Annotated in this window: 18 protein-coding genes; 5 read left to right on the top strand and 13 right to left on the bottom strand. The window is 68.5% G+C overall.

Annotation, left to right across the window (positions count from 1 at the left end; genetic code table 11):
• The first annotated feature begins 1 nt into the window (after position 1).
• Entirely contained in the window at positions 2 to 1,312 is a 1,311-nt protein-coding gene (locus HUW62_RS25490) for an HD-GYP domain-containing protein (RefSeq protein WP_163870443.1), read from the top strand.
• On the opposite strand, the gene HUW62_RS25485 is transcribed toward HUW62_RS25490, so the two are convergent.
• The 7 genes from HUW62_RS25485 to HUW62_RS25455 form a co-directional block, all read right to left on the bottom strand.
• Positions 1,293 to 2,375 carry an RluA family pseudouridine synthase gene (locus tag HUW62_RS25485; RefSeq protein ID WP_176435872.1) on the bottom strand — a complete coding sequence of 361 codons (1,083 nt, stop codon included), beginning with the start codon at positions 2,373 to 2,375 and terminating at the stop codon, positions 1,293 to 1,295. The genes HUW62_RS25490 and HUW62_RS25485 overlap by 20 nt on opposite strands.
• A gap of 10 nt (positions 2,376 to 2,385) precedes the next feature.
• The gene (locus HUW62_RS25480; RefSeq protein WP_163870441.1) at positions 2,386 to 2,649 is read right to left on the bottom strand and encodes a hypothetical protein; all 264 of its coding nucleotides are present in this window, start codon (positions 2,647 to 2,649) and stop codon (positions 2,386 to 2,388) included.
• A gap of 84 nt (positions 2,650 to 2,733) precedes the next feature.
• Positions 2,734 to 4,275 (bottom strand): helix-turn-helix domain-containing protein, encoded by a 1,542-nt coding sequence (locus HUW62_RS25475; protein ID WP_176435871.1) that lies wholly within the window; start codon positions 4,273 to 4,275, stop codon positions 2,734 to 2,736.
• The gene (locus HUW62_RS25470) at positions 4,272 to 5,225 is read right to left on the bottom strand and encodes a P-loop NTPase (RefSeq protein WP_163870510.1); all 954 of its coding nucleotides are present in this window, start codon (positions 5,223 to 5,225) and stop codon (positions 4,272 to 4,274) included. The genes HUW62_RS25475 and HUW62_RS25470 overlap by 4 nt, the downstream gene beginning before the upstream one ends.
• Positions 5,226 to 5,447: 222 nt before the next feature.
• Entirely contained in the window at positions 5,448 to 6,041 is a 594-nt protein-coding gene (locus tag HUW62_RS25465; protein ID WP_163870439.1) for an HNH endonuclease, read from the bottom strand.
• Entirely contained in the window at positions 6,038 to 7,435 is a 1,398-nt protein-coding gene (gene selA / locus HUW62_RS25460) for an L-seryl-tRNA(Sec) selenium transferase (RefSeq protein WP_176435870.1), read from the bottom strand. Before selA ends, HUW62_RS25465 begins: the two co-directional genes overlap by 4 nt.
• A gap of 107 nt (positions 7,436 to 7,542) precedes the next feature.
• Positions 7,543 to 8,052, bottom strand: a complete 510-nt coding sequence (locus HUW62_RS25455) for a GNAT family N-acetyltransferase (protein WP_163870437.1) — start codon at positions 8,050 to 8,052, stop codon at positions 7,543 to 7,545.
• Between the two features lie 90 nt (positions 8,053 to 8,142).
• Here HUW62_RS25455 and HUW62_RS25450 point away from each other — a divergent pair, with 90 nt between their 5' ends.
• Positions 8,143 to 8,481, top strand: coding sequence for a TerB family tellurite resistance protein (locus HUW62_RS25450; RefSeq protein ID WP_163870436.1), 339 nt, complete (start codon positions 8,143 to 8,145; stop codon positions 8,479 to 8,481).
• Positions 8,482 to 8,545: 64 nt separating this feature from the next.
• On the opposite strand, the gene HUW62_RS25445 is transcribed toward HUW62_RS25450, so the two are convergent.
• From HUW62_RS25445 to mltG, 4 genes are all read right to left on the bottom strand, one after another.
• Entirely contained in the window at positions 8,546 to 9,085 is a 540-nt protein-coding gene (locus HUW62_RS25445; protein WP_163870435.1) for a hypothetical protein, read from the bottom strand.
• 199 nt (positions 9,086 to 9,284) lie between these two features.
• Complete coding sequence (locus HUW62_RS25440) at positions 9,285 to 9,929, bottom strand: hypothetical protein (RefSeq protein ID WP_176435869.1); 645 nt, start codon at positions 9,927 to 9,929, stop codon at positions 9,285 to 9,287.
• Between the two features lie 37 nt (positions 9,930 to 9,966).
• Positions 9,967 to 11,814, bottom strand: coding sequence for a DNRLRE domain-containing protein (locus tag HUW62_RS25435; RefSeq protein ID WP_176435868.1), 1,848 nt, complete (start codon positions 11,812 to 11,814; stop codon positions 9,967 to 9,969).
• 121 nt (positions 11,815 to 11,935) lie between these two features.
• Positions 11,936 to 12,952 (bottom strand): endolytic transglycosylase MltG, encoded by a 1,017-nt coding sequence (gene mltG / locus HUW62_RS25430; RefSeq protein WP_176435867.1) that lies wholly within the window; start codon positions 12,950 to 12,952, stop codon positions 11,936 to 11,938.
• Positions 12,953 to 13,110: 158 nt separating this feature from the next.
• Here mltG and HUW62_RS25425 point away from each other — a divergent pair, with 158 nt between their 5' ends.
• Positions 13,111 to 13,965 carry an alpha/beta fold hydrolase gene (locus HUW62_RS25425; RefSeq protein WP_163870431.1) on the top strand — a complete coding sequence of 285 codons (855 nt, stop codon included), beginning with the start codon at positions 13,111 to 13,113 and terminating at the stop codon, positions 13,963 to 13,965.
• A gap of 67 nt (positions 13,966 to 14,032) precedes the next feature.
• Here the strand turns inward: HUW62_RS25425 and HUW62_RS25420 are convergent, their stop codons facing one another.
• Positions 14,033 to 14,512: a VOC family protein gene (locus tag HUW62_RS25420; RefSeq protein WP_163870430.1), complete on the bottom strand. Its 480-nt coding sequence runs from the start codon at positions 14,510 to 14,512 to the stop codon at positions 14,033 to 14,035.
• Positions 14,513 to 14,822: 310 nt separating this feature from the next.
• Between HUW62_RS25420 and HUW62_RS25415 the strand changes: the two genes are divergently transcribed.
• Together HUW62_RS25415 and HUW62_RS25410 are read left to right on the top strand one after the other, a co-directional pair.
• Positions 14,823 to 15,026: a cold-shock protein gene (locus HUW62_RS25415; protein ID WP_163870429.1), complete on the top strand. Its 204-nt coding sequence runs from the start codon at positions 14,823 to 14,825 to the stop codon at positions 15,024 to 15,026.
• 201 nt (positions 15,027 to 15,227) lie between these two features.
• On the top strand, positions 15,228 to 15,431 hold the full coding sequence (locus HUW62_RS25410; protein WP_163870428.1) for a cold-shock protein: 204 nt from the start codon (positions 15,228 to 15,230) through the stop codon (positions 15,429 to 15,431).
• An 85-nt stretch (positions 15,432 to 15,516) separates the two neighbouring features.
• On the opposite strand, the gene HUW62_RS25405 is transcribed toward HUW62_RS25410, so the two are convergent.
• A partial coding sequence (locus HUW62_RS25405) for a transglycosylase SLT domain-containing protein (RefSeq protein ID WP_176435866.1) occupies positions 15,517 to 17,814 on the bottom strand: 2,298 nt, incomplete at its 5' end.

The raw sequence follows: 17,814 nt of genomic DNA, 5'->3' as shown, positions 1-17,814 counted from the left end.
CATGGCTGAGAACCTCAAAATCACCCAGAACCAGGACGAGAGCACCAACGAGTTCGGCCGCGAGCACAACGAGAAGCTCCAGGCCCTCTCTCGCTCCATGGTCGCCGGCCTCTACATGCTGGTGCGCTCGGTGAAGATGTATGACCCGGAGAACGGCGTCTTCCAGAAGCCGCTGCATCAACTCCAGGACATCATCAATCAAATCATCGGCAAGGAAGGCCGGCTGGAGCTGGCGGGCGTCAAGGACTCCTTCTACCTGAACAGCATGCTGGTGAAGGTGGACCTGAACTCCATCGAGAACCAGCGCTACCTCTTGACGGAGATGCGCGCCAAGGACGTGGGCGGCTTCACGCTCACCAAGCCGGTGACGGTGCCGGAGCTGAAGAACTTCATCTGGATCTTCAGCAAGGAGCAGTCGAGCACCTCCGAGGAGGACGGACTCGCGGGCCGTAAGCTGCTCAACATGCGCGTGGCCAAGTTCTCCAAGCTCAAGGAGAAGCTCGACAAGGACATGAACAACGTGGGCGACCAGAAGGTCGATCGCAAGAAGTACGCGATGACCGTCTATGCCCGCTCGGTGTTCTTCCTCAGCAAGTACCTGGAGTCGGTGCGCGCGGGCAAACCCCTCAACGCCTCCAAGGCGCTGCGGCTCGTCCAGGACTTCGTCGACATCAGCTACGAGCAGAAGACGCACTTCCTGGGCATGACGACGATGCGGCGCGAGGACGACTACCTCGTGTACCACCAGGTCAACGTGTGCCTGAGCTGCATCGTCTTCGGCGCGGAGCTGGGGCTCACCAAGCCGCAGCTGCGCGACTTGGGCTACATCGCCCTCTTCCACGACGCGGGCATGACGACGCTGCCGGAGGAGCTGGCCACCAAGCGCGGTGCGCTCACGCCGGAGGAGCGCGTGGCGGTGCAGCGCGCGCCGCTCATCTCCGTGCGCAACATCCTGATGGAGAAGGGCTTCAGCCGCTCCACCCTGCTGCGCGTGGTGACGACCTTCGAGCACAAGACGGACTTCGGTACCGCGGTGCGCGACTCACGCGGCAACATCCAGATGATCATCCCGAAGACGAACCTCGGGGCCTACGCGAAGATCATCGCCATCTGCGACGCATACGACGCGCTCACCTCCAAGCGCCCCTACCGCGACGCATACGGCCCGGAAGTCGCGCTGATGCTGATGTGGACGGAGATGCGCAACAAGTTCGACCCGGAGCTGCTCGAGGTCTTCATGCGCGTCATGGCCATCCAGCCCGTGAAGGTGCTGTCCAAGCGCCAGCAGTCGCTCAGCGTTTCCGGCTTGTAGTCGCCGCGGCGCTCTTCTTGGGCGCCGCCTTCTTCCGCGCCGGAGCCTTCTTCCGTGCCGGAGCCTTCTTCCGTGCCGGGGCCCTCTTCGCCTTCGACACGGGCTTGGGCTCGGGAGCCTGGGGGCCCCGCAGCAGCGTGAGCGCGGCGGTGAAATCCTCGGGGAGCGCCGCTTCCAGTGAGAGCGCCTTGCCCGTGCGCGGGTGCGCGAAGGCCAGCTTCCACGCGTGGAGGGCCTGACGTCCCATCTGCTCCTGCGCCGCACCGGCCTCGCCCTTCGGCTTGCGCCCGGCGCCGTACAGCGTGTCTCCGAGCAACGGGTGGCCCAGCTCCGTCAGGTGCACGCGAATCTGGTGCGTGCGCCCGGTGAGCAGATCCACCTCCACCAGCGCGGCGCTGTCGAAGGCCTCGAGCACGCGGTACACGGTGATGGCGGGCTTGCCCTCTCGCACCTTGCCGGTGAAGCGCTGACGATTGACGGGGTGACGGCCGTAGAGCGTCTCGATGCGCCCTTCCGCGGGCGGCACGCCGTGCACCAGCGCCAGGTACGTCTTGGTGACTTCGCGCCCCTTGAAGGACTTCTGGAGCGCGACGAGCGCCCGCTCGTTCTTCGCGACGACGAGGCAGCCCGTGGTGTCCTTGTCCAGGCGGTGGACGATGCCGGGGCGCAGCTCGCCACCGACGCCGGCCAGGTCCTTCACGCGGTGGAGCAGCGCGTTGACCAGGGTTCCCGTCGCGTGTCCCGCGCCCGGGTGCACCACCATGCCCGCCGCCTTGTCCACGACGACCAGGTCCTTGTCCTCGTGGAGCACGGTGAGCGGGAGCTCCTCGGCCTGAGGGGACGCGGCGACGGGGGCGGGAACGTGGAGGCTGAGCAGCTCGCCACCGCGCAGGCGCATCGCCGCCTTCACGGACCTGCCGTCGACGAGCACATGCCCATCGTCGATGAGGCCCCGGATGCGGGAGCGCGTCAGGTCGGTGAAGACGGTGGCGAGATACTGGTCGATGCGCTCTCCGCGTGCCTGGGGCGGGGAGCGATGCTCTCGGGTGTCTGGCGGTGCCACGAGGAGCGGACTACCAGATCTTCGACTTCACGTGCGCCTTGGAGCGCAACACGATGTCGTTGATGGCGCGCTCGAAGAAGTTCGCGTTCGTGTAGACATCCTGGCTGACGCGGCTCTTGTAGAGCTCACGTCCCTCTTCCAGTTCCTCCCTGAGGACCTCGAAGAGGTTGTCCTGCTCGATACCCTTGATGATCTTCTGCTCGTTGTAGAGCGAGATATCCGAGGCAATCGCACGGGCGAGCCGCATCGCCTTGATCTTTTCCTCGTCCGTCATCGTCCTCCCTACATAGGCACCGCTCGGAGGGGAGTCAACTTTCCTTGTGGTTCGAGCGCCAGTTGGCCGCTCCACGGCGAGGCATCACTTCTTGCCCGACTTCTCAGAAGCCAATCCCAGATAGCTCCTGGACACCTGGAGCGGATCCAACCCCAGCTCGCGAGCGAGGTTCATGAGGATTCCTCTCAGGTATACGGGCGGGGGCAGCAAGGTGTAGCGGTCCGCCTCCACGTTCTCCAGATGACGCGAGGAGATGCGGGTGCGGTCCGCGACCTGCTGGAGCGTGAAGCCCCGGGTCTCCCGGACCCTGCGCAGCAGCTCGCCGTTGAACTCGGCGTCGGCGGCGATCTCCGGGAGGCGCGGACGGGCCTCGCGCACGCGGGCGGAGACCTGGGCCATGGCGGCCTCCGCCGTGGCGATGGCCGCGTCCTGGGCGAGCACCTGCGCGTCGCCCAGTTGGCGCCCCGGGCCCCGGGTCTGCGCGGACGCCCCCGTCGGGGACGTCGTGGGACGGGACGTGCCCGTCGACCGGCTCGGCGGTGGGGCAACGACGATGGACGTGGACGGCGGCGCGGGTGTGGGGGGCTGCGGCTCGGCGACGGGCGGCTGGGCGGCCACCGATGGAACGGGAACGTCCTCGACGGGGCTCGGAGCGGGCGGCACCTGCGCGACGACGGGCGCCTCGGGGACCGACGGCTCCGGCTCCGGCTCCGGCTCGGTGGCGGCGGGACTCGCGGGAGCCTGGGCGCCCTGTGCCTCCGCGCTCGCGTCCGCCGCGCTGGAACCGGCCGTATCCGAGGGCGACGAGGCCGCAACGGGACTCTCGCCGCTGGAGGCCGCGGGGCTCGAGGCCTCCGGCTGGACCGTCGTCGCCACAACGGCAACCACGGGGCTCTCGCCGCTCGGAGCAGCGGAGCTCGATGCCACCGGGGCCGCAACGGGGCTCGGAGCTTCGGCGACGACACTGGCAGGAGCAGCGACCGACACAGCCGCGGTCGACTCCGTGCCCGTATCCACCGTCTTCGGGGAGACCTGGGCCACGGGAGCCGCGCTCGAACCCGACTCGACAGTGCTCGCGGCCCCCCCGTCCATCCTGCCCGCCGCCGGCATGCCCATGAACCCACCGCCGAACGGCGCGGTCTGCAGGGAGCTCGTCACGTATGACAGCGAATATCCGCTGACGAAGCTGGCCCGGAACGCCGCCGGACCGCTCAGCTCGGGCTCCGGCTCCTCCATCCCCTTCCCCGCCACCTCAGGAGTCGCGACAGGCGAGGTCGCGGCCGACGCCCCCACCGCGCTCGCGAGCGCCTCCGCCGCGCGCTGCGTGGGGCCCACCTCGGCCACGGGCGGCGGCGCCGTCACGGCCTCCGCCACCTTCCTCGCGGGCAGGCCCAGGTCCTTGTCGTACTCGACGCGCAGGTCCGCGTCCGTGAGGATCTCCATCGCCTCGGTCATCCGGGCGCGGAGCGCGTCCACCTGGTCCGCGTCCACGAGCGCGTACACCGCGATGGAGTCCGGCGCATAGAGTTCCATCAACCGCGAATAGGCGGCGTGGATCTCCTCCATCTGCGCGGTGACGGGGACCTCCAGGAGCTCGTAATAGGTCTGCTGCGCGAAGGGCTTCATGGCGTGGCGGGAATGGGGGTTCCGTCGATTGCGAGCAAGCGCGCGGCGATGCGTTGAATGGCCAGAGCCGCCGGGGAATCCGGCCGCTCGATGAGAACGGGGCGCCGCTTTCGCACCGCGCGCCACGCCTCATCGTCATACCGGATGGCCCCCAGGTCATCCATGTCGATCCCAAAGAACTTCTTCCACGCCGAGGCCACGGCTGTTCCCACGTTCAGGTCCGCGTCCGTCCGCGCCTGGTTCACCACCAGCCGGATGCGGAAGGCCGCCAGCTCCCGCTCCAGTCGCTCCGCACCCACCGGATCCTTCCGCCTCACCTGCTCGAGCACGTCATGCAGGGTGCGCAGCGAGCCCTCCCGCGTCGTGAGCGCGCTGTCCACCAGGTCCTGGATGCCGTACTGCGCCTCCATCTGCTGCAGCCTCCGGAAGAACGCCGCCTTCGCGAAGCGGTACGCGTTCTCCACCGACGTGGGCTCCGGCAGCACCACCAGCAGCCCATGGTCCGCCATGATGAAGAAGTCGATGGTGTTGAAGCTCGTGCCCGCGCCCAGGTCCAGGATGAGGTAGTCCGCCTGCGCCCCCAGGAGCGTCTTCAACAGCTTCTGCTTCTGCGCGTACTTGAGGTTGGCCGCATCCAGCGCGTCCTGCGCGCCGGCGATCAGCGACAGCCGGGGCACGCCCGTGGGGACGATGACGTCCTCCAGCCGGGCCTTGTTGCGCCGCAGGAAGTCGGACAGCGTCGCCTCCGGCTGCCCTACCCCCAGGCACGTGTGCAGGTTCGCCCCGCCCAGGTCCGCGTCCACCAGCAGCACGTTGAGCCCGGACTGCGCCAGCGCCACGCCCAGGTTGGCGGACACCATCGACTTGCCGATGCCGCCCTTGCCGCCACCCACCGCGATGATGCGACGAGGCCGCTCGCGACGTCCCAATCCCGGCGGTCCCGCATGCACCGGTTCGGGGGTCGGGGACCCCAGGGCACGGGCATCGGCCTGGGGTGCTCGCGAAGGTTTGGACATGGGCAGTCGCATCAAAGCCCGTCCTACCGCCCGAGTCGACTCCCCGCCAATCCCTGGCCATTTCCTGAATCAGCCCCCACGTCCTTCAGAGGAGACGACCCAAGAATTACAGGGCTCGCAAGGCTGACCAGTGAACAACCGAGCGAGCGAGCCGCCCTACTCGTCCAGCAGCTCCACGTTCCAGTACGAAGCGTCCGCGAGGTGCAGGAAGGGCAGCCACTCCTGATACGTCACCTTGCGCGAAGCACCGCGGAACAGGGGCGTCCAGCGCGGGCGCACCGGCTTCTTGAGCAGTCTCATGTCGGCCTGCTCCGGCGTGCGGCCCCCCTTCTTCAGGTTGCACGGCACGCATGAGCACACGACGTTCTCCCACGTCGTCTTGCCCCCCTGCGTGCGGGGCATGACGTGGTCCAGGTTCAGCTCGCTGCGAGGGAGGTTCTTTCCGCAGTACTGACAGGTGTCCGCGTCGCGCGCGTAGATGTTGAGCCGGGAGAAGCGCACCCTCCCGCGCGGGAGGTGGTCATACGCGCTGAGCACCAGCACCCGGGGAACGCGGATGGTCCGGTTGATGGTGGTGATGCAATCGTTGGTGGCGCTCAATGCCGCCCAATCGGCGAACTCGTAGAGTCGGTACTGCTGGTCGATGGCCTTGGCGACGCCCTGATACAGCAGCGAGAACGCCCGCTTCACCGACGTGACGTGCACCGGTTGGTAGTACCGGTTGAGTACGAGGACGGCGCTGTTGATCATGGTGGTTTCCCGGGACTTGCGGTCGCCACGCTTTCAGCGACCGATTCGAGTTCCTCCTTCGCGAGGCAGCGGACGTCGAGGACCACCTCGCCATCCGCCATCCTGCCAATAACCGGCACTCCGCCGCCGCGCAGGCGTTCGAGGAATGATTCCGGCGCACCTACGGTGAGCCTGCACGCGAAGGAAGGCAAGCGGGCCAGCGGCATGGCGCCCCCGCCCACTTGTCCCACCACCTCGTCCACCCGAACACTCACACCTCGCTCGGCCAGCAAGGCCTGGAGCCGCAGCGCTCGGGCGCGCAGCTCATCGGCCGGCTGGGCAAGCAGCCTGTACGTGGGGACGGCCTCCGGCCTGCCATCCCGGTACAACTCCAACGTGGCCTCCAGCGCGGCCACCGTCAGCTTGTCCACACGCAAGGCCCGCGTGAGCGGATGCGCCTTGATGCGCGACACCAACGCAGAGCGTCCCACCACCACGCCCGCCTGCGGCCCGCCCAGCAGCTTGTCTCCGGAGAAGGCCACCACGTCCGCCCCCGCCGCCACGACTTCGGGCACCGTGGGCTCCTGGCTCAGTCCCTCTCCCGCCATGCGCACCAGCGCGCCGGAGCCCAGGTCCTGGAACACGGGCACGTCGCGCTCCCGACCGAGCCCGGCCAGCTCCGCCACGCTCGCCTCCTCCGTGAAGCCCACCACCGCGAAGTTGGAGCGGTGCACCTTCAACAACAGCCCCGTCTCCGCGCCCACCACGCTCGCGTAGTCCGCCAGGCGCGTGCGGTTGGTGGTGCCCACCTCCACCAGCTTCGCTCCGGACTGGCGCATGACGTCCGGCACGCGGAAGCCGCCGCCAATCTCCACCAGCTCCCCGCGCGACACGACACACTCGCGGCCACCCGCCAGCGCGGCCAGCACCAGCAGCACCGCTCCCGCGCAGTTGTTGACGACGAGCGCATCCTCCGCGCCGGTGAGCTGACGCAACAGCCCCACCACGGGCGCATACCGGCTGCCGCGCTCGCCTTCGTCCAAGTCGTATTCGAGGTTCGAGTACCCCCGCGCCACCTCCGCCACCCGCGCCACCGCCTCCGGCGCCAACGGCGCGCGCCCCAGGTTGGTGTGCAGCACCACCCCCGTCGCGTTCAGCACGGGACGCAGGCCCGGCGTGGCCAACGTGCTCAGCGCCTCGCCCACGTCCGCGTCCTCGAAAGCGCGCGGCTCGCCCTGGAGCAGTCGGGCTCGGACCCGCTCCACCGCGAGCCTCAGCGCGGACACGGCCCGGGCCCTGGGAACACCCGCAAGCAGTGGCTCCAGCGAGGGCCGCCGCAGGAGCTGCTCGATGGAGGGGAGTGCGCGCAACAGCGCGTTCTTCCCGCCGTCTACGCTGTTCGACGGGGGTCCCACGCCTCCGAGTCTAGGAGACGTGGCACCCAATCTCCAAACGACGGGGAGGTGTCATGCAGGTGACGGCCTGCTCGCGCCGGAGTGCGGCGCGGCGCTCTCCGCTCGACTCAGGCAGGCGTCAGGTACAGGCTGATTTCCTCGGAAGCTCCCGGCAGCCGGAAGTACTTCTCGAACCGCAGCCCCATTCGCTCCAGCACCTTGATGGAGCTGGCGTTGTCCTTCGAGACGATGGCCGCGATGCGCTTCAAACCGAGGTCCTTCTGCGCGTAAGCGAGCGTGGCGGAGACCGCCTCCTGGGCATAGCCCTGCCCCCAGTACGCGGGCAGCAGCGCGTAGCCGATGTCCACGTACTCCAGCGAGTCGCGCTTGAGCAGGCCACACATCCCCAGCGGCGCGCCGTCCGACTTGCGCTCCACCAGGTACAGGCCGAAGCCATGGCGCTCGTAGCTCGCGTGGGGGCCGTTGGTGATGTAGCCCCACGCGTCCTCGAGCGTCTTCACACCCCGGTCGCCAATGAAGCGCAGCCACGCCGGCTCATTCACCAACACCAGGATGAAGGGCGCATCCTCCCGCGTCACCCGACGCAAGACGAGCCGCTCTGTCTCCAGGACTTTCATGCGAAATTCTCCCGGCAAAGCCCGAGGCAACCCTGGACGGAAGTGTCCGGACACGTCAGCCTGCGAGCCCCCTTGGAGGATGTACCACGGATGTCCACCCCCTCGAGCCCCGACTCCCGGTTCCAGATTGAAGTCCTCAAGCTGCTCCTCCAGGTCGCCAGTGGCGACGATGGCGTGAGCCGCGAGGAAATCGACCACATCATGGGCGCCGCGCGAGGCATGAGCGTGCCGCTGCCGGAACTGGCCGAGCTGGCGAAGTGCCTCCAGAACGGCGTCCCGCTGCCGGCGCCCAACCTGGGCGTCCTGCGCTCCAATCCCCAGGCGGTCATCGAGGCGACCCACGCCCTCATCTCCAGCGACGGCCACATCCACCCGAGTGAAATCGAGATGCTGCGGCAGATTCGCGAGATGCTGGGTGTCACCAGCTGAAGCGGATTGAACGGGGACACAGGGCCGGGAGGAGCGCTCCCGGCACCGTGTCCGCCCGGCGCGACTACGCGTCGACCTCGTCGACTTCCAGCTCGCTGCCCGCGCCGCTGAGCAGCTCCAGCAGCTCCGCCACGCCGCCCTCGCTGTTCTTCAGCGAGGTGAGCTTGCCGCCGCCGAGGAACTGCATGATGAACTGCTTGCGCATCTCACAGCGTCCGCCCTGGATTTCACCCAGGACGGTCAGCGTGTTCGGCTCGCCCTCGCCGACAATCTGGTCGACGATTTCGCAATTGCCCAGCACGAGCACCGTGGAGTGCAGCTCCGCCGAGCCGACCTTCAGGTCTCCGAGGACGAGCAGCCCACCGGGGCCCTTCACCACCAACTTCTCCACGTCCATGTCACCGATGACGACGACGCAGTCGCGCGACTCCAGCGTGCGCGACTGGTCCGTCAACTCGTCATGCAGCTCGATGCCGGTTCGCAGCATCGCGGAGATATCGACGGGGGCCGCGAGCAGCGCGTCCTCGTCCAGCGCGGTCAGCCTCTCGTCGGCGGCCGCGAGTGCATCGGCGTGGTCCTGGAGCTTCTTGGGGAGCTGAGTCATGTCTATTGCCGTGAATACCCCAGATCCGGCCCCGGGGAAGCCACCATCGACCGCGAGTGTGGCCCCCGGTACGAATCCCGCCCCCTGAGCGTGCGGCCCGCCTCCTAGGGCCGGAGCTTGAGGTGCAACAGGTCCGAGCGGCGCAGGCGAGGGGTGTACCAGGTCCCATCCAGCTCGAAGGGCCCGGCCAGGTCCCCCGTCACCACGACGCCGTCCCCACGGGCGCCAGGAGGAGGCCCGACGCGAGCGGGTCCAGCCCCCGGACCCACCGCGTCCCCAGGTCGGGAGCGAAGCTCGACACCGTGGGACGGCCCGGAGCCACGTCCTCGGGCGGACCGACGGCGCCGAGCCCCAACAGCCGCCCCCACCCGGACTGAGCCGTGGTGATGCTCCCCGAGGCGTCGACGACGAGCGAGCCCAGGCCCAGGCTGCGCCCCAGGTCATCCTGGAACCGCCTCAGCGCCACCTCCGCTCCGGTGGCGCTCAGCCGCCCCAACAGGGCATCCCGCTGACCGTCATAGGAGTCATCCGGTTCCAGGCTCGCGTAGGACGTGCCCGCGAAGGTGAAGCATCCGTCGAAGGTCCCCGTGAAGGCCACGCTCCCGTCCGGAAGGACACCCACGTCGTAAACATCCGCGTAGTGGCCGGAGGGCGTGGGCAGCAACCACGACCCGAGGGGCGCACCACTCATGCTCCACCGCGCCACGAACGGGCCTCGGTAAGTGATGGCGCCCGCGCCGAAGTCGGTGCCCGGGGCCGCCCAGCCGCCGACGGTGACATTCTCCCGCGCGTCCACGGCCACGCTCAGCGCCTGGGTGCCACGCAGCGCCTGCCCGGCCGGCACCCCCGAGCCCGCTGGTAGGCGCCGTCCCGCTGGACCTTCAGAGGGTGACGACGTCCGTCCGCTCGGCCGACGGAGGACTGGACTGAGGCTGCTCCACCCTGCTGATGACGACGAAGCCACCGTCGGGCACTGGGGCCGTGAGAGTCGAGAGCTCCGCCGCCGGGTCATTCGACTGCGTCACCCAGGCCGTCGAGCCCGACGGAGGCGTGCCCTGGTAGGAACAGAACGGCTCGCTGTCGGTGATGACGACGAGTCGCGGCGCGACGGAGAGCAGCCCTCGCTCCTCCATCTCGGACGAAGCGAAGCGCATCCCATCCGCGGCCCCTTCGAGCAACGCGAAGGCGTGACGCCCCGACGTCGTCACCACGTCCGTCACGTCCAACTCCACCCACTGGTCCTGCTTCAGCGCACCCAGGTCCCCCACCACGCCCCCCATGATGGTCGGCTTGTTGTGCCAGCCCGTCGTTGCTTCATCGAACGGCTCGGCCTTGAACAGCCGGGGCCCATTCCCCGAGGCATCCAGCGCATACAGGCGAAGCAACACGCGGCGCACCGGCGCCGTCCCGAGCTGGACGTCGAACTCCAGATAGCTCTCCGCGCGCGGTGACGCATCCACTCGCAGCGAGGCCTCCCGGTAATGTTGCGGCGCGGGGCTCTCCGGCGTGACGAAGGTGTCCTGCGACGCGAGGACAGTCGTGGCGAGGACCTCCTGGCGCGTCAGGCACTCATCCGTCGGAGAAGTCCGAGGCGTGCCCGTCCAGACGAGCAACTGGGGCTCGAGTGAAGACGCCTCGCGCGAGTGGAATGACACCTCATCGCTGGAATTGGCATACAGGCCGAAGGTGACGTCTCCATTGCCTCGCACCTGGTCCGTCACGTCGTAGTCCGCGAAGCCAGACGCCGCGAGGAACGGCGCGCGGTCCAATGTGTCGCCCAGCTTCGACGGGCGGGTGTTCCAGGTGACGCTCGACTCGCTCCAGGCGCCTTGCGTCGAGAAGACCGAGGGCCCGCCCTCCGTGCCATCCTCCGTCACTCGCAGGCGCAGCACCGCGCGCTGCACCGTCTCCGTCAGCCCCTGCACGGAGAAGCGCAGGTGGGCCTCCCGCTCGGGCGTGCTTCCGATGCGGAGCGACTCCGACACGCCACCATCCGAGGACGCCGGCGCATCGGCGGAGACGAACGTGTCGGCGCTCGGCGCGAAGGCCACGGGCGCCCCCGACACGGGGATGGGCTCGGGGCGCGGTGGCGGATGGTCCTTCACGGACTCGACGGTGAGGACGAGTTGGGGGCGCAGCGTGGGGTCCGGATGCTCGCTGGACGCGAGCGTCACGCCATCCTCGCTGTCACCGCCCATGAAGATGTCGAGATAGCTGTTCTGGGAGACGTTCAAGTCACTGACGTCCAGCTCCATCCACGTCCCACTGGCGACGGGGCCCGCGCTGACGAGCGCCCAGTACCCACCCCACTGAGGACGGGTGTCCCACGTCGTCTGCTCGTTCCAGGTCCGGACTCCCGGCGGGTCGTAGACGGTGGGCCCGTCCGCCGTGCCCTCCAGCACGTACAGACGAAGCCTCGCGGCCGTCATCGTCCCCTCGAAGGGCTGGATGAGGAACTTGAGGTACGCCTCGGCGTCGGGCGAGCGGCCGAGCACCAGCGTCTCCGATGAACCGAAGCCCATCGTCGGAGACGTGGCCACGACGTGCGTGTCCGCCGCCGCGACGAACGTCACCGAGCGCGTGGTGAGGTTCTCGTTCCGCGCCTCTGGAGGGGCGACCACCTCCGGAGTGGAACGGGATGCCACACCCTGGGAAGCCCCGCACCCACTCAGGAGCGCGAGCACCACACCCCAGCCCCACCACCCCGCCCCGACCGCCGTCCGACTCACGTCACCACTCCCTTGTGACCAGAGAGGGCGGTGGATGAGCAACAGTCACGCCATCCCGGTCGGCGCGCTCCCCCTGCCGGACAGGGGGCGAGGGAGCGAGCACCGCGCCCGGGAGCGTTCGTCAGTACACGTTGTACTTCTTGCGCAGCGCCTCGTGCTCCTCCGCGTTGCGGGAGGGGCGCAGCGTCTTCTGCGCGTCGTGCAGGTAGTACCAGAACTCGCTCTGCGTCGGCGCCATGGCTGCCTGGAGCGACTCCACCGTGGGCGCGCCGATGGGGCCCGGAGGCAGGCCCTTGCGGTGACGCGTGTTGTACGGGTCCTCGGGGTCCCTGAGCCGCTGGAGGAAGGCCTTGCGGTCATTCCACTGCGCCAGCACGTACCGCGACGTCGCGTCCACGCCGAGCGGGTAACCCTTGTCCACGCGCTTCCAGAGGATGCCCGCCACCAGTGGACGCTGGGCCGGCACGGGCTCCTCGCGCTCCAGCATGGAGGCCATCACCACCACCTCGTGGAGCGTCCGCCCGCTCTTGGAGATGACTTCCCGGTTGGGCGTGAAGAAGCGCTCCGCGAAGGCATTCAACTGGCGCTGGATGAAGTCCTCGACGTCGAACTTCCCCGGAATCACGCCGTAGGACTCCGGATACAGATAGCCCTCCAACGTGGTGGTGGGCAGTGGGAACGGCGCGGTGAAGCGACTGGGATTGCTGGCCGCGGTGATGTACGCGCCCGCGGTGATGTAGCCCGCCGCGGTGAGCGCCGCGTCGGTGTCTCGCAGACGCCAGCCCTCGACCACGAGGAACGGGATGTCATCGGGGAGCGGATTGCCCTCCAGCGCCATGGCCAGCTCCGCCACCGTCATGGACGCGCTCACCGGGTGCCGTCCCGCCTTGGGCGAGAACGAGCCGCGACGGAAGAGGTGCCAGCGCCAGATTCGCGCATCCGTGATGAGTCCCTGGTTGGCGAGCAACACGCCCAGGCCTCTTCCGGAGGTGCCCTTGGGAACGGTGAACTCGACGGGGGCGGCACCGGGGGCCGCGACGGCTTGATGCGCCGCTTGCTCCACCCACCAGAACGCGCCCGCACCCGCGACCGCCAACAGCACGAAGACGACTGCCAGACCCACGAGGAGTTTCTTCATCGCGGCGCAGGGTAGCACCGTCGCCACGCCGTGCATCCATTCGAGTCACCGGATGTCCGCTCCCGAGCGCTGGCCCGGCCGCCAACCGGGCGACACGGGCACACGAGGCACATATTCGCAACCGTTGCACCCCACCCTGACCCCGAGGACGACCCCGTATGGCCACTCAAGCCAGCAAGCTCCAGGGCAGCTACCTCACGACTCGTGACGGAACGCAGATCTACTTCAAGGACTGGGGGCCCAAGGACGGACAGCCCATCGTCTTCTCCCATGGCTGGCCCCTCTCGGCCGACGCCTGGGAAGACCAGATGATGTTCCTGTCCGAGCGGGGCTTCCGCACCATCGCGCATGACCGTCGCGGCAACGGACGCTCATCGCAGCCCTGGGAAGGGCACAACATGGACACCTTCGCGGATGACCTCGCGGAGCTGACCGCCGCGCTCGAATTGCGAAAGGCCGTGCACGTCGGCCACTCCACGGGCGGCGGCGAGGTGACGCGATACATCGGACGCCACGGGACTTCGCGCGTCGGCAAGGCCGTGCTCATCAGCGCCGTGCCTCCCATCATGCTCAAGACGGACTGGCACCCGAACGGCCTGCCGATGAAGGCCTTCGACGAGATCCGCTCCGGCGTGCGCTCCGACCGCTCGACCTTCTACAAGGACCTGAGCATGGCGTTCTACGGCTTCAACCGGCCGGGAGCGAAGGTCTCCGAGGGACTGAGGGAGAGCTTCCGCATCCAGGGCCTGCAGGGCTCCATCAAGTCCGAGTACGACACCGTCAAGGCCTTCTCGGAGACGGACTTCCGCGCGGACCTGGCGAAGTTCGACGTGCCCACGCTGGTGATGCACGGCGATGACGACCAGATCGTCCCCTTCGAGGGCGGAGGGAAGATCACCGCCACGCTGGTGAAGGGCGCGCAGCTGAAGGTCTACAAGGGCTTCCCGCACGGCATGTGCTCGACCCACAAGGACGTCATCAACGAGGACCTGCTGCTCTTCATCAAGGGCTAGCTCGACGTACCGACAGCGCGGGCGGGCTCGCTCGAGCGCCCGCGCAGGTCGCCTTCATCTGGAAGGATCAGCCGCCCACCATCTTCAGGAAGCGCCGCTGCAGTTCCTCGGGAGACACCTCTTCGATGCGCTTGGAGAGCGCCCAGCGGTGGCCGAACGGGTCCTGGATGTGGGCCACGCGGTCTCCGTAGAACTCGTCGGTGATGGGGCGCTCCAACACGGCTCCCGCGGCGATGGCGCGCTGGGCCACCCCATCCACGTCGTCGACAGAGAGGTGGAGCATGCTCGTCGCCCCTCCCCGGCTCTGCGGCCCGACGATTCCGTACTCCGGATGCTCGTCCGCGAGAGACAGCGCGACTCCGCCCAGGAGCATCTCCGCATGGCCCAATCGGCCCGAGGGCTCCACCAGCCGCATCCGCTCCTCCGCGCCGAAGACCTGCGAATAGAACGTGAGCGCCGCGGTCGCGTTCTTCATCACGAGCTGGATGCCCAGCCGAGGCTGGGGGGACACGTCCTGCTTCATGCCTGCCGTGGTGTCTGTCTTCATCACGAACCTCCTGGTTCAAGGGTGGATGCCCCGAGTCTGCCTATCGCGCGCGCCCAGGGATTGGAAGAAATGCACCAGGCGCCCCCTCTTACAAAGTCTGACGAGCAGGTTTCTCGAGGCGATGTGACACCGATTTGATGAGACACCTGTTTTCCGAAGGCCGTCATGAACCGCCCACAGCAGGGCATGCGAGCCTGATCCGCCCCACTCCCAGGATGGGTGACGCCCTCTGCTCCCCTCCGCGCCCATCCCTATTCATTCACTACCACCGACCTGGACTTCTCCGGGCGAGACACAGGAGGAAGGCACCATGCAGACTGGAACCGTGAAGTTCTACAATGAGACCAAGGGGTTCGGCTTCATCACGCCGGATGAAGGAGGCACGGATGTGTTCGTGCACGTCACCGACCTCGACCCGTCCACGAAGGGAACACTCCGCGAGAGCGACAAGGTCGAGTTCGAGGTGAAGACGGAGCGGAAGGGAAAGATGGCGGCGAACGTCAAGCCCATCTAGCGGTGTCGTCCTTCCAGAAGCAGTCTCGCGGCCGAGGGAAACCCCACCCTCTGCCCCTCGGAGGCCGTCGTGCTCCGCCCCATGCAGGGCATGCGGTCCTGCGAACGCTCCGCTCCAGGCCCGGATGGCTCTATCCCAACCGTTCCTAGATTCACTACCACCGACCTGGAAGTCCCCAGGCGTGGTCACAAGGACAGCAGCATGAAGACTGGAATCGTGAAGTGGTTCAACGACGCCAAGGGCTTTGGTTTCATCACCCCGGATGACGGAGGCGAGGATGTCTTCGCCCATCACTCCGCCATCAACGCGGACGGCTTCAGGTCGCTCGCCGAGAATCAGCGGGTCGAATTCGAAGTGACGAAGGGACCGAAGGGCCTCAACGCGCAGAACATCAGGCCGATTTAGGGACCCCAAGGAACGAAGCAGCCGCGGGTGGGAACAACAGTCCTGCCCTCGGCTGCTCGAACGCGGCCCCGCGCAGGGGGACGTCCTAGCGCGCGGCGCTCTTGATGACGGGCAGCTTGGGCGCCCGGCCGTAGAGCAACTGGTAGGTGTTGTACGAGCGCAGGACGCGTTTGATGTAGCCGCGCGTCTCGGAGATGGGAATCTCCTCCACCCACGCGTCCAGCGGCAGGTCCGGCTTGTCCGCGCGCCAGCGATTCACCGCGCCGGGGCCCGCGTTGTAGCTGCCCACCGCGTACGGCGTGTGCCCGCCGAACTTCTTCAAGAGCCCACCCAGGTAGTGCGCGCCGAAGCGGATGTTCAGGTCCGGCTGGAGCAGTTGGTCCACCGTGAAGCGCTTGAGCTTCAGCTCCCTCGCGACGCCCTTCGCGGTGGAGGGCATCAACTGCGTGAGGCCCAACGCTCCGGCCCAGGACAGCGCCTTCGGGTCCAACGCGCTCTCCTCGCGCATCAGCGCCTGGAGCAGGTCCGCCTCCACGCCCGACACGGCGGTGTGCTTCTCGATGAGGTCTCGGAACGCGTTGGGATAGGCCACCTCCCACACCACGCGCGTCTCGCGGGTGATGCGGCCACTCAAGTCCTTGCGCAGCACCAGCCGGGCCACGGCGTGGGCGGCGCGCTCGTCACCGGCCTCGTGCAGCACCAGCACCAGCAGGCGGACGGCCTCCGCGGGCTGGTTCGTCCGGTTCACCGCGAGCAGCTCCGACGACACCGCCTCCGGGAAGCCGAGCCGCAACAGCTCGATGCCCGCGCGGAAGTGCGGGTCGTCGCCCACAGGCCCCGCGAACAGCGGCCACGGGCTTGCGGCGTCGGGCACCGCGAAGATCTCCGGGGAGATGCGCTCCAGCCGCGCCGGATCCACCGTCGTCAACTGCGAGCGCGCCATCAGCCCGTAGTACGTCGCGGGGTGCTCGACGGCGACCTTCTCGAACAGCTCCGCCGCGCCCTGGATGTTGCCCTGCTCCTGGAACGTCCGCGCCCGCCAGTACCGCGCGCGCTCCACGTCGTAGCTCTCGTCCGCCTGCGCGAAGCGCTGTTCGATGCGGTCCAGGAAGGACAGGCCCGCGTCCTCCGCCTTGCTCGTGCGCGCAATCCAGTACGCCTTGAAGAGCGCCTCGCCCAGGAAGTCGCCCTGCGGGTACAGCTTCGACAGCTCGTCCAGCCGCGCCATCGCCTCCTTGGGGCGGCCCGTCTTCACGTACAGGTCCGCCGCGTAGAACAGCGCGTCGTCCGCGAAGCTGTGGTCCGGGAACTCGCGCGCCAGCCGCTCGTACGTATCCGTCCCGCGCGCCGAGTCGACAATCGAGCGCGATGAGCCCAGCACATACAGCGCCCGCGCGAGCAGGTCGCGGTCCGAGCACTTCTCCACCACCTGCGAGAGAATCTGGATGGCGCGCGTGTGCTCGCGCTCCTTGCGCAGGCCCTTGCCGTAGGCGAAGTGCGCGCGGCACGCGAGCGGCTCCGGCAGCTTCAACTGCGCCAGCATCGGCTCCAGCTGCGTCAGGCCCTGCTTGTTGCGGTGCAGCTCCACCAGCGCCTCGCCGCGAGCGACCTTCGCCTCCTGCGGCGCCGCCTGGCCCTTGAGGCGCTTCTCCGCCTGCGTCGCGAGCGCGGACAGCGGATGCGCGCCCCACAGGCGCCACAGCGCGGCGCGCTCGGCGGCCTTGTCCTTCTTCTCGGCGGCGATGTCCGCGATGGCCATCAGCGCCTCGGCGCCCACGTTGCGGCCCCAGCTCGGAGCGGCGCGCGACGTGAGCGGCTCCAGCGCGGCCATGGCACCAGCGGCGTCCTTCTTCTTGCGCAGCACCCTCGACAGCGCCAGCCGCGCGTCCACGTACAGCCGGGACTCGGGCGACACCTGGGCCAGCAGCACGGCGGCCTCGTCGAAGCGACGCAGCCCCTCCAGCGCCACGCCCGCGTGCGTCAGACACCTGTCCTGCAGCGCGGGGTAGTCCGGCGCCAGCGCGGCCAGCTCCTTCGCGGCTGTCTCGTCATCTCCGGAGCGCACCGCGGAAAGCGCGCGAAGGTAGCGCACCGGCGGGCTGTCGCCCTCGTCCTTCAGCAGCTCGCGGGCCCGGCTGTACTGGCCCTTGTCGAAGGCCGCCCGGGCCTCCTTCTTCTTGCCCTCGCCGAAGTACGGCGCCAGGTCCTCCAGCGCGTAGCGACGGCCCCGGTGGACGACGGGCGCGGGGGGCGCGGGGTTGGGGAAAGCCGGGTTGAGGACCTCCACGAAGCCCTCGGGCACCTGCGTCTTCTCCGCGTCCGGACGCGGCGAGAGCTGGGCCTCGGAAGGGGCGTTCTCCGTATGGGACGCGGGGGCCTCCGT

Source organism: Myxococcus sp. AM011, assembly GCF_013372595.1.
GTDB lineage: Bacteria > Myxococcota > Myxococcia > Myxococcales > Myxococcaceae > Myxococcus > Myxococcus eversor.
The sequence above is the reverse complement of the archived record's forward strand: the minus strand, read 5'-3'. Positions and strand labels throughout refer to the sequence as shown.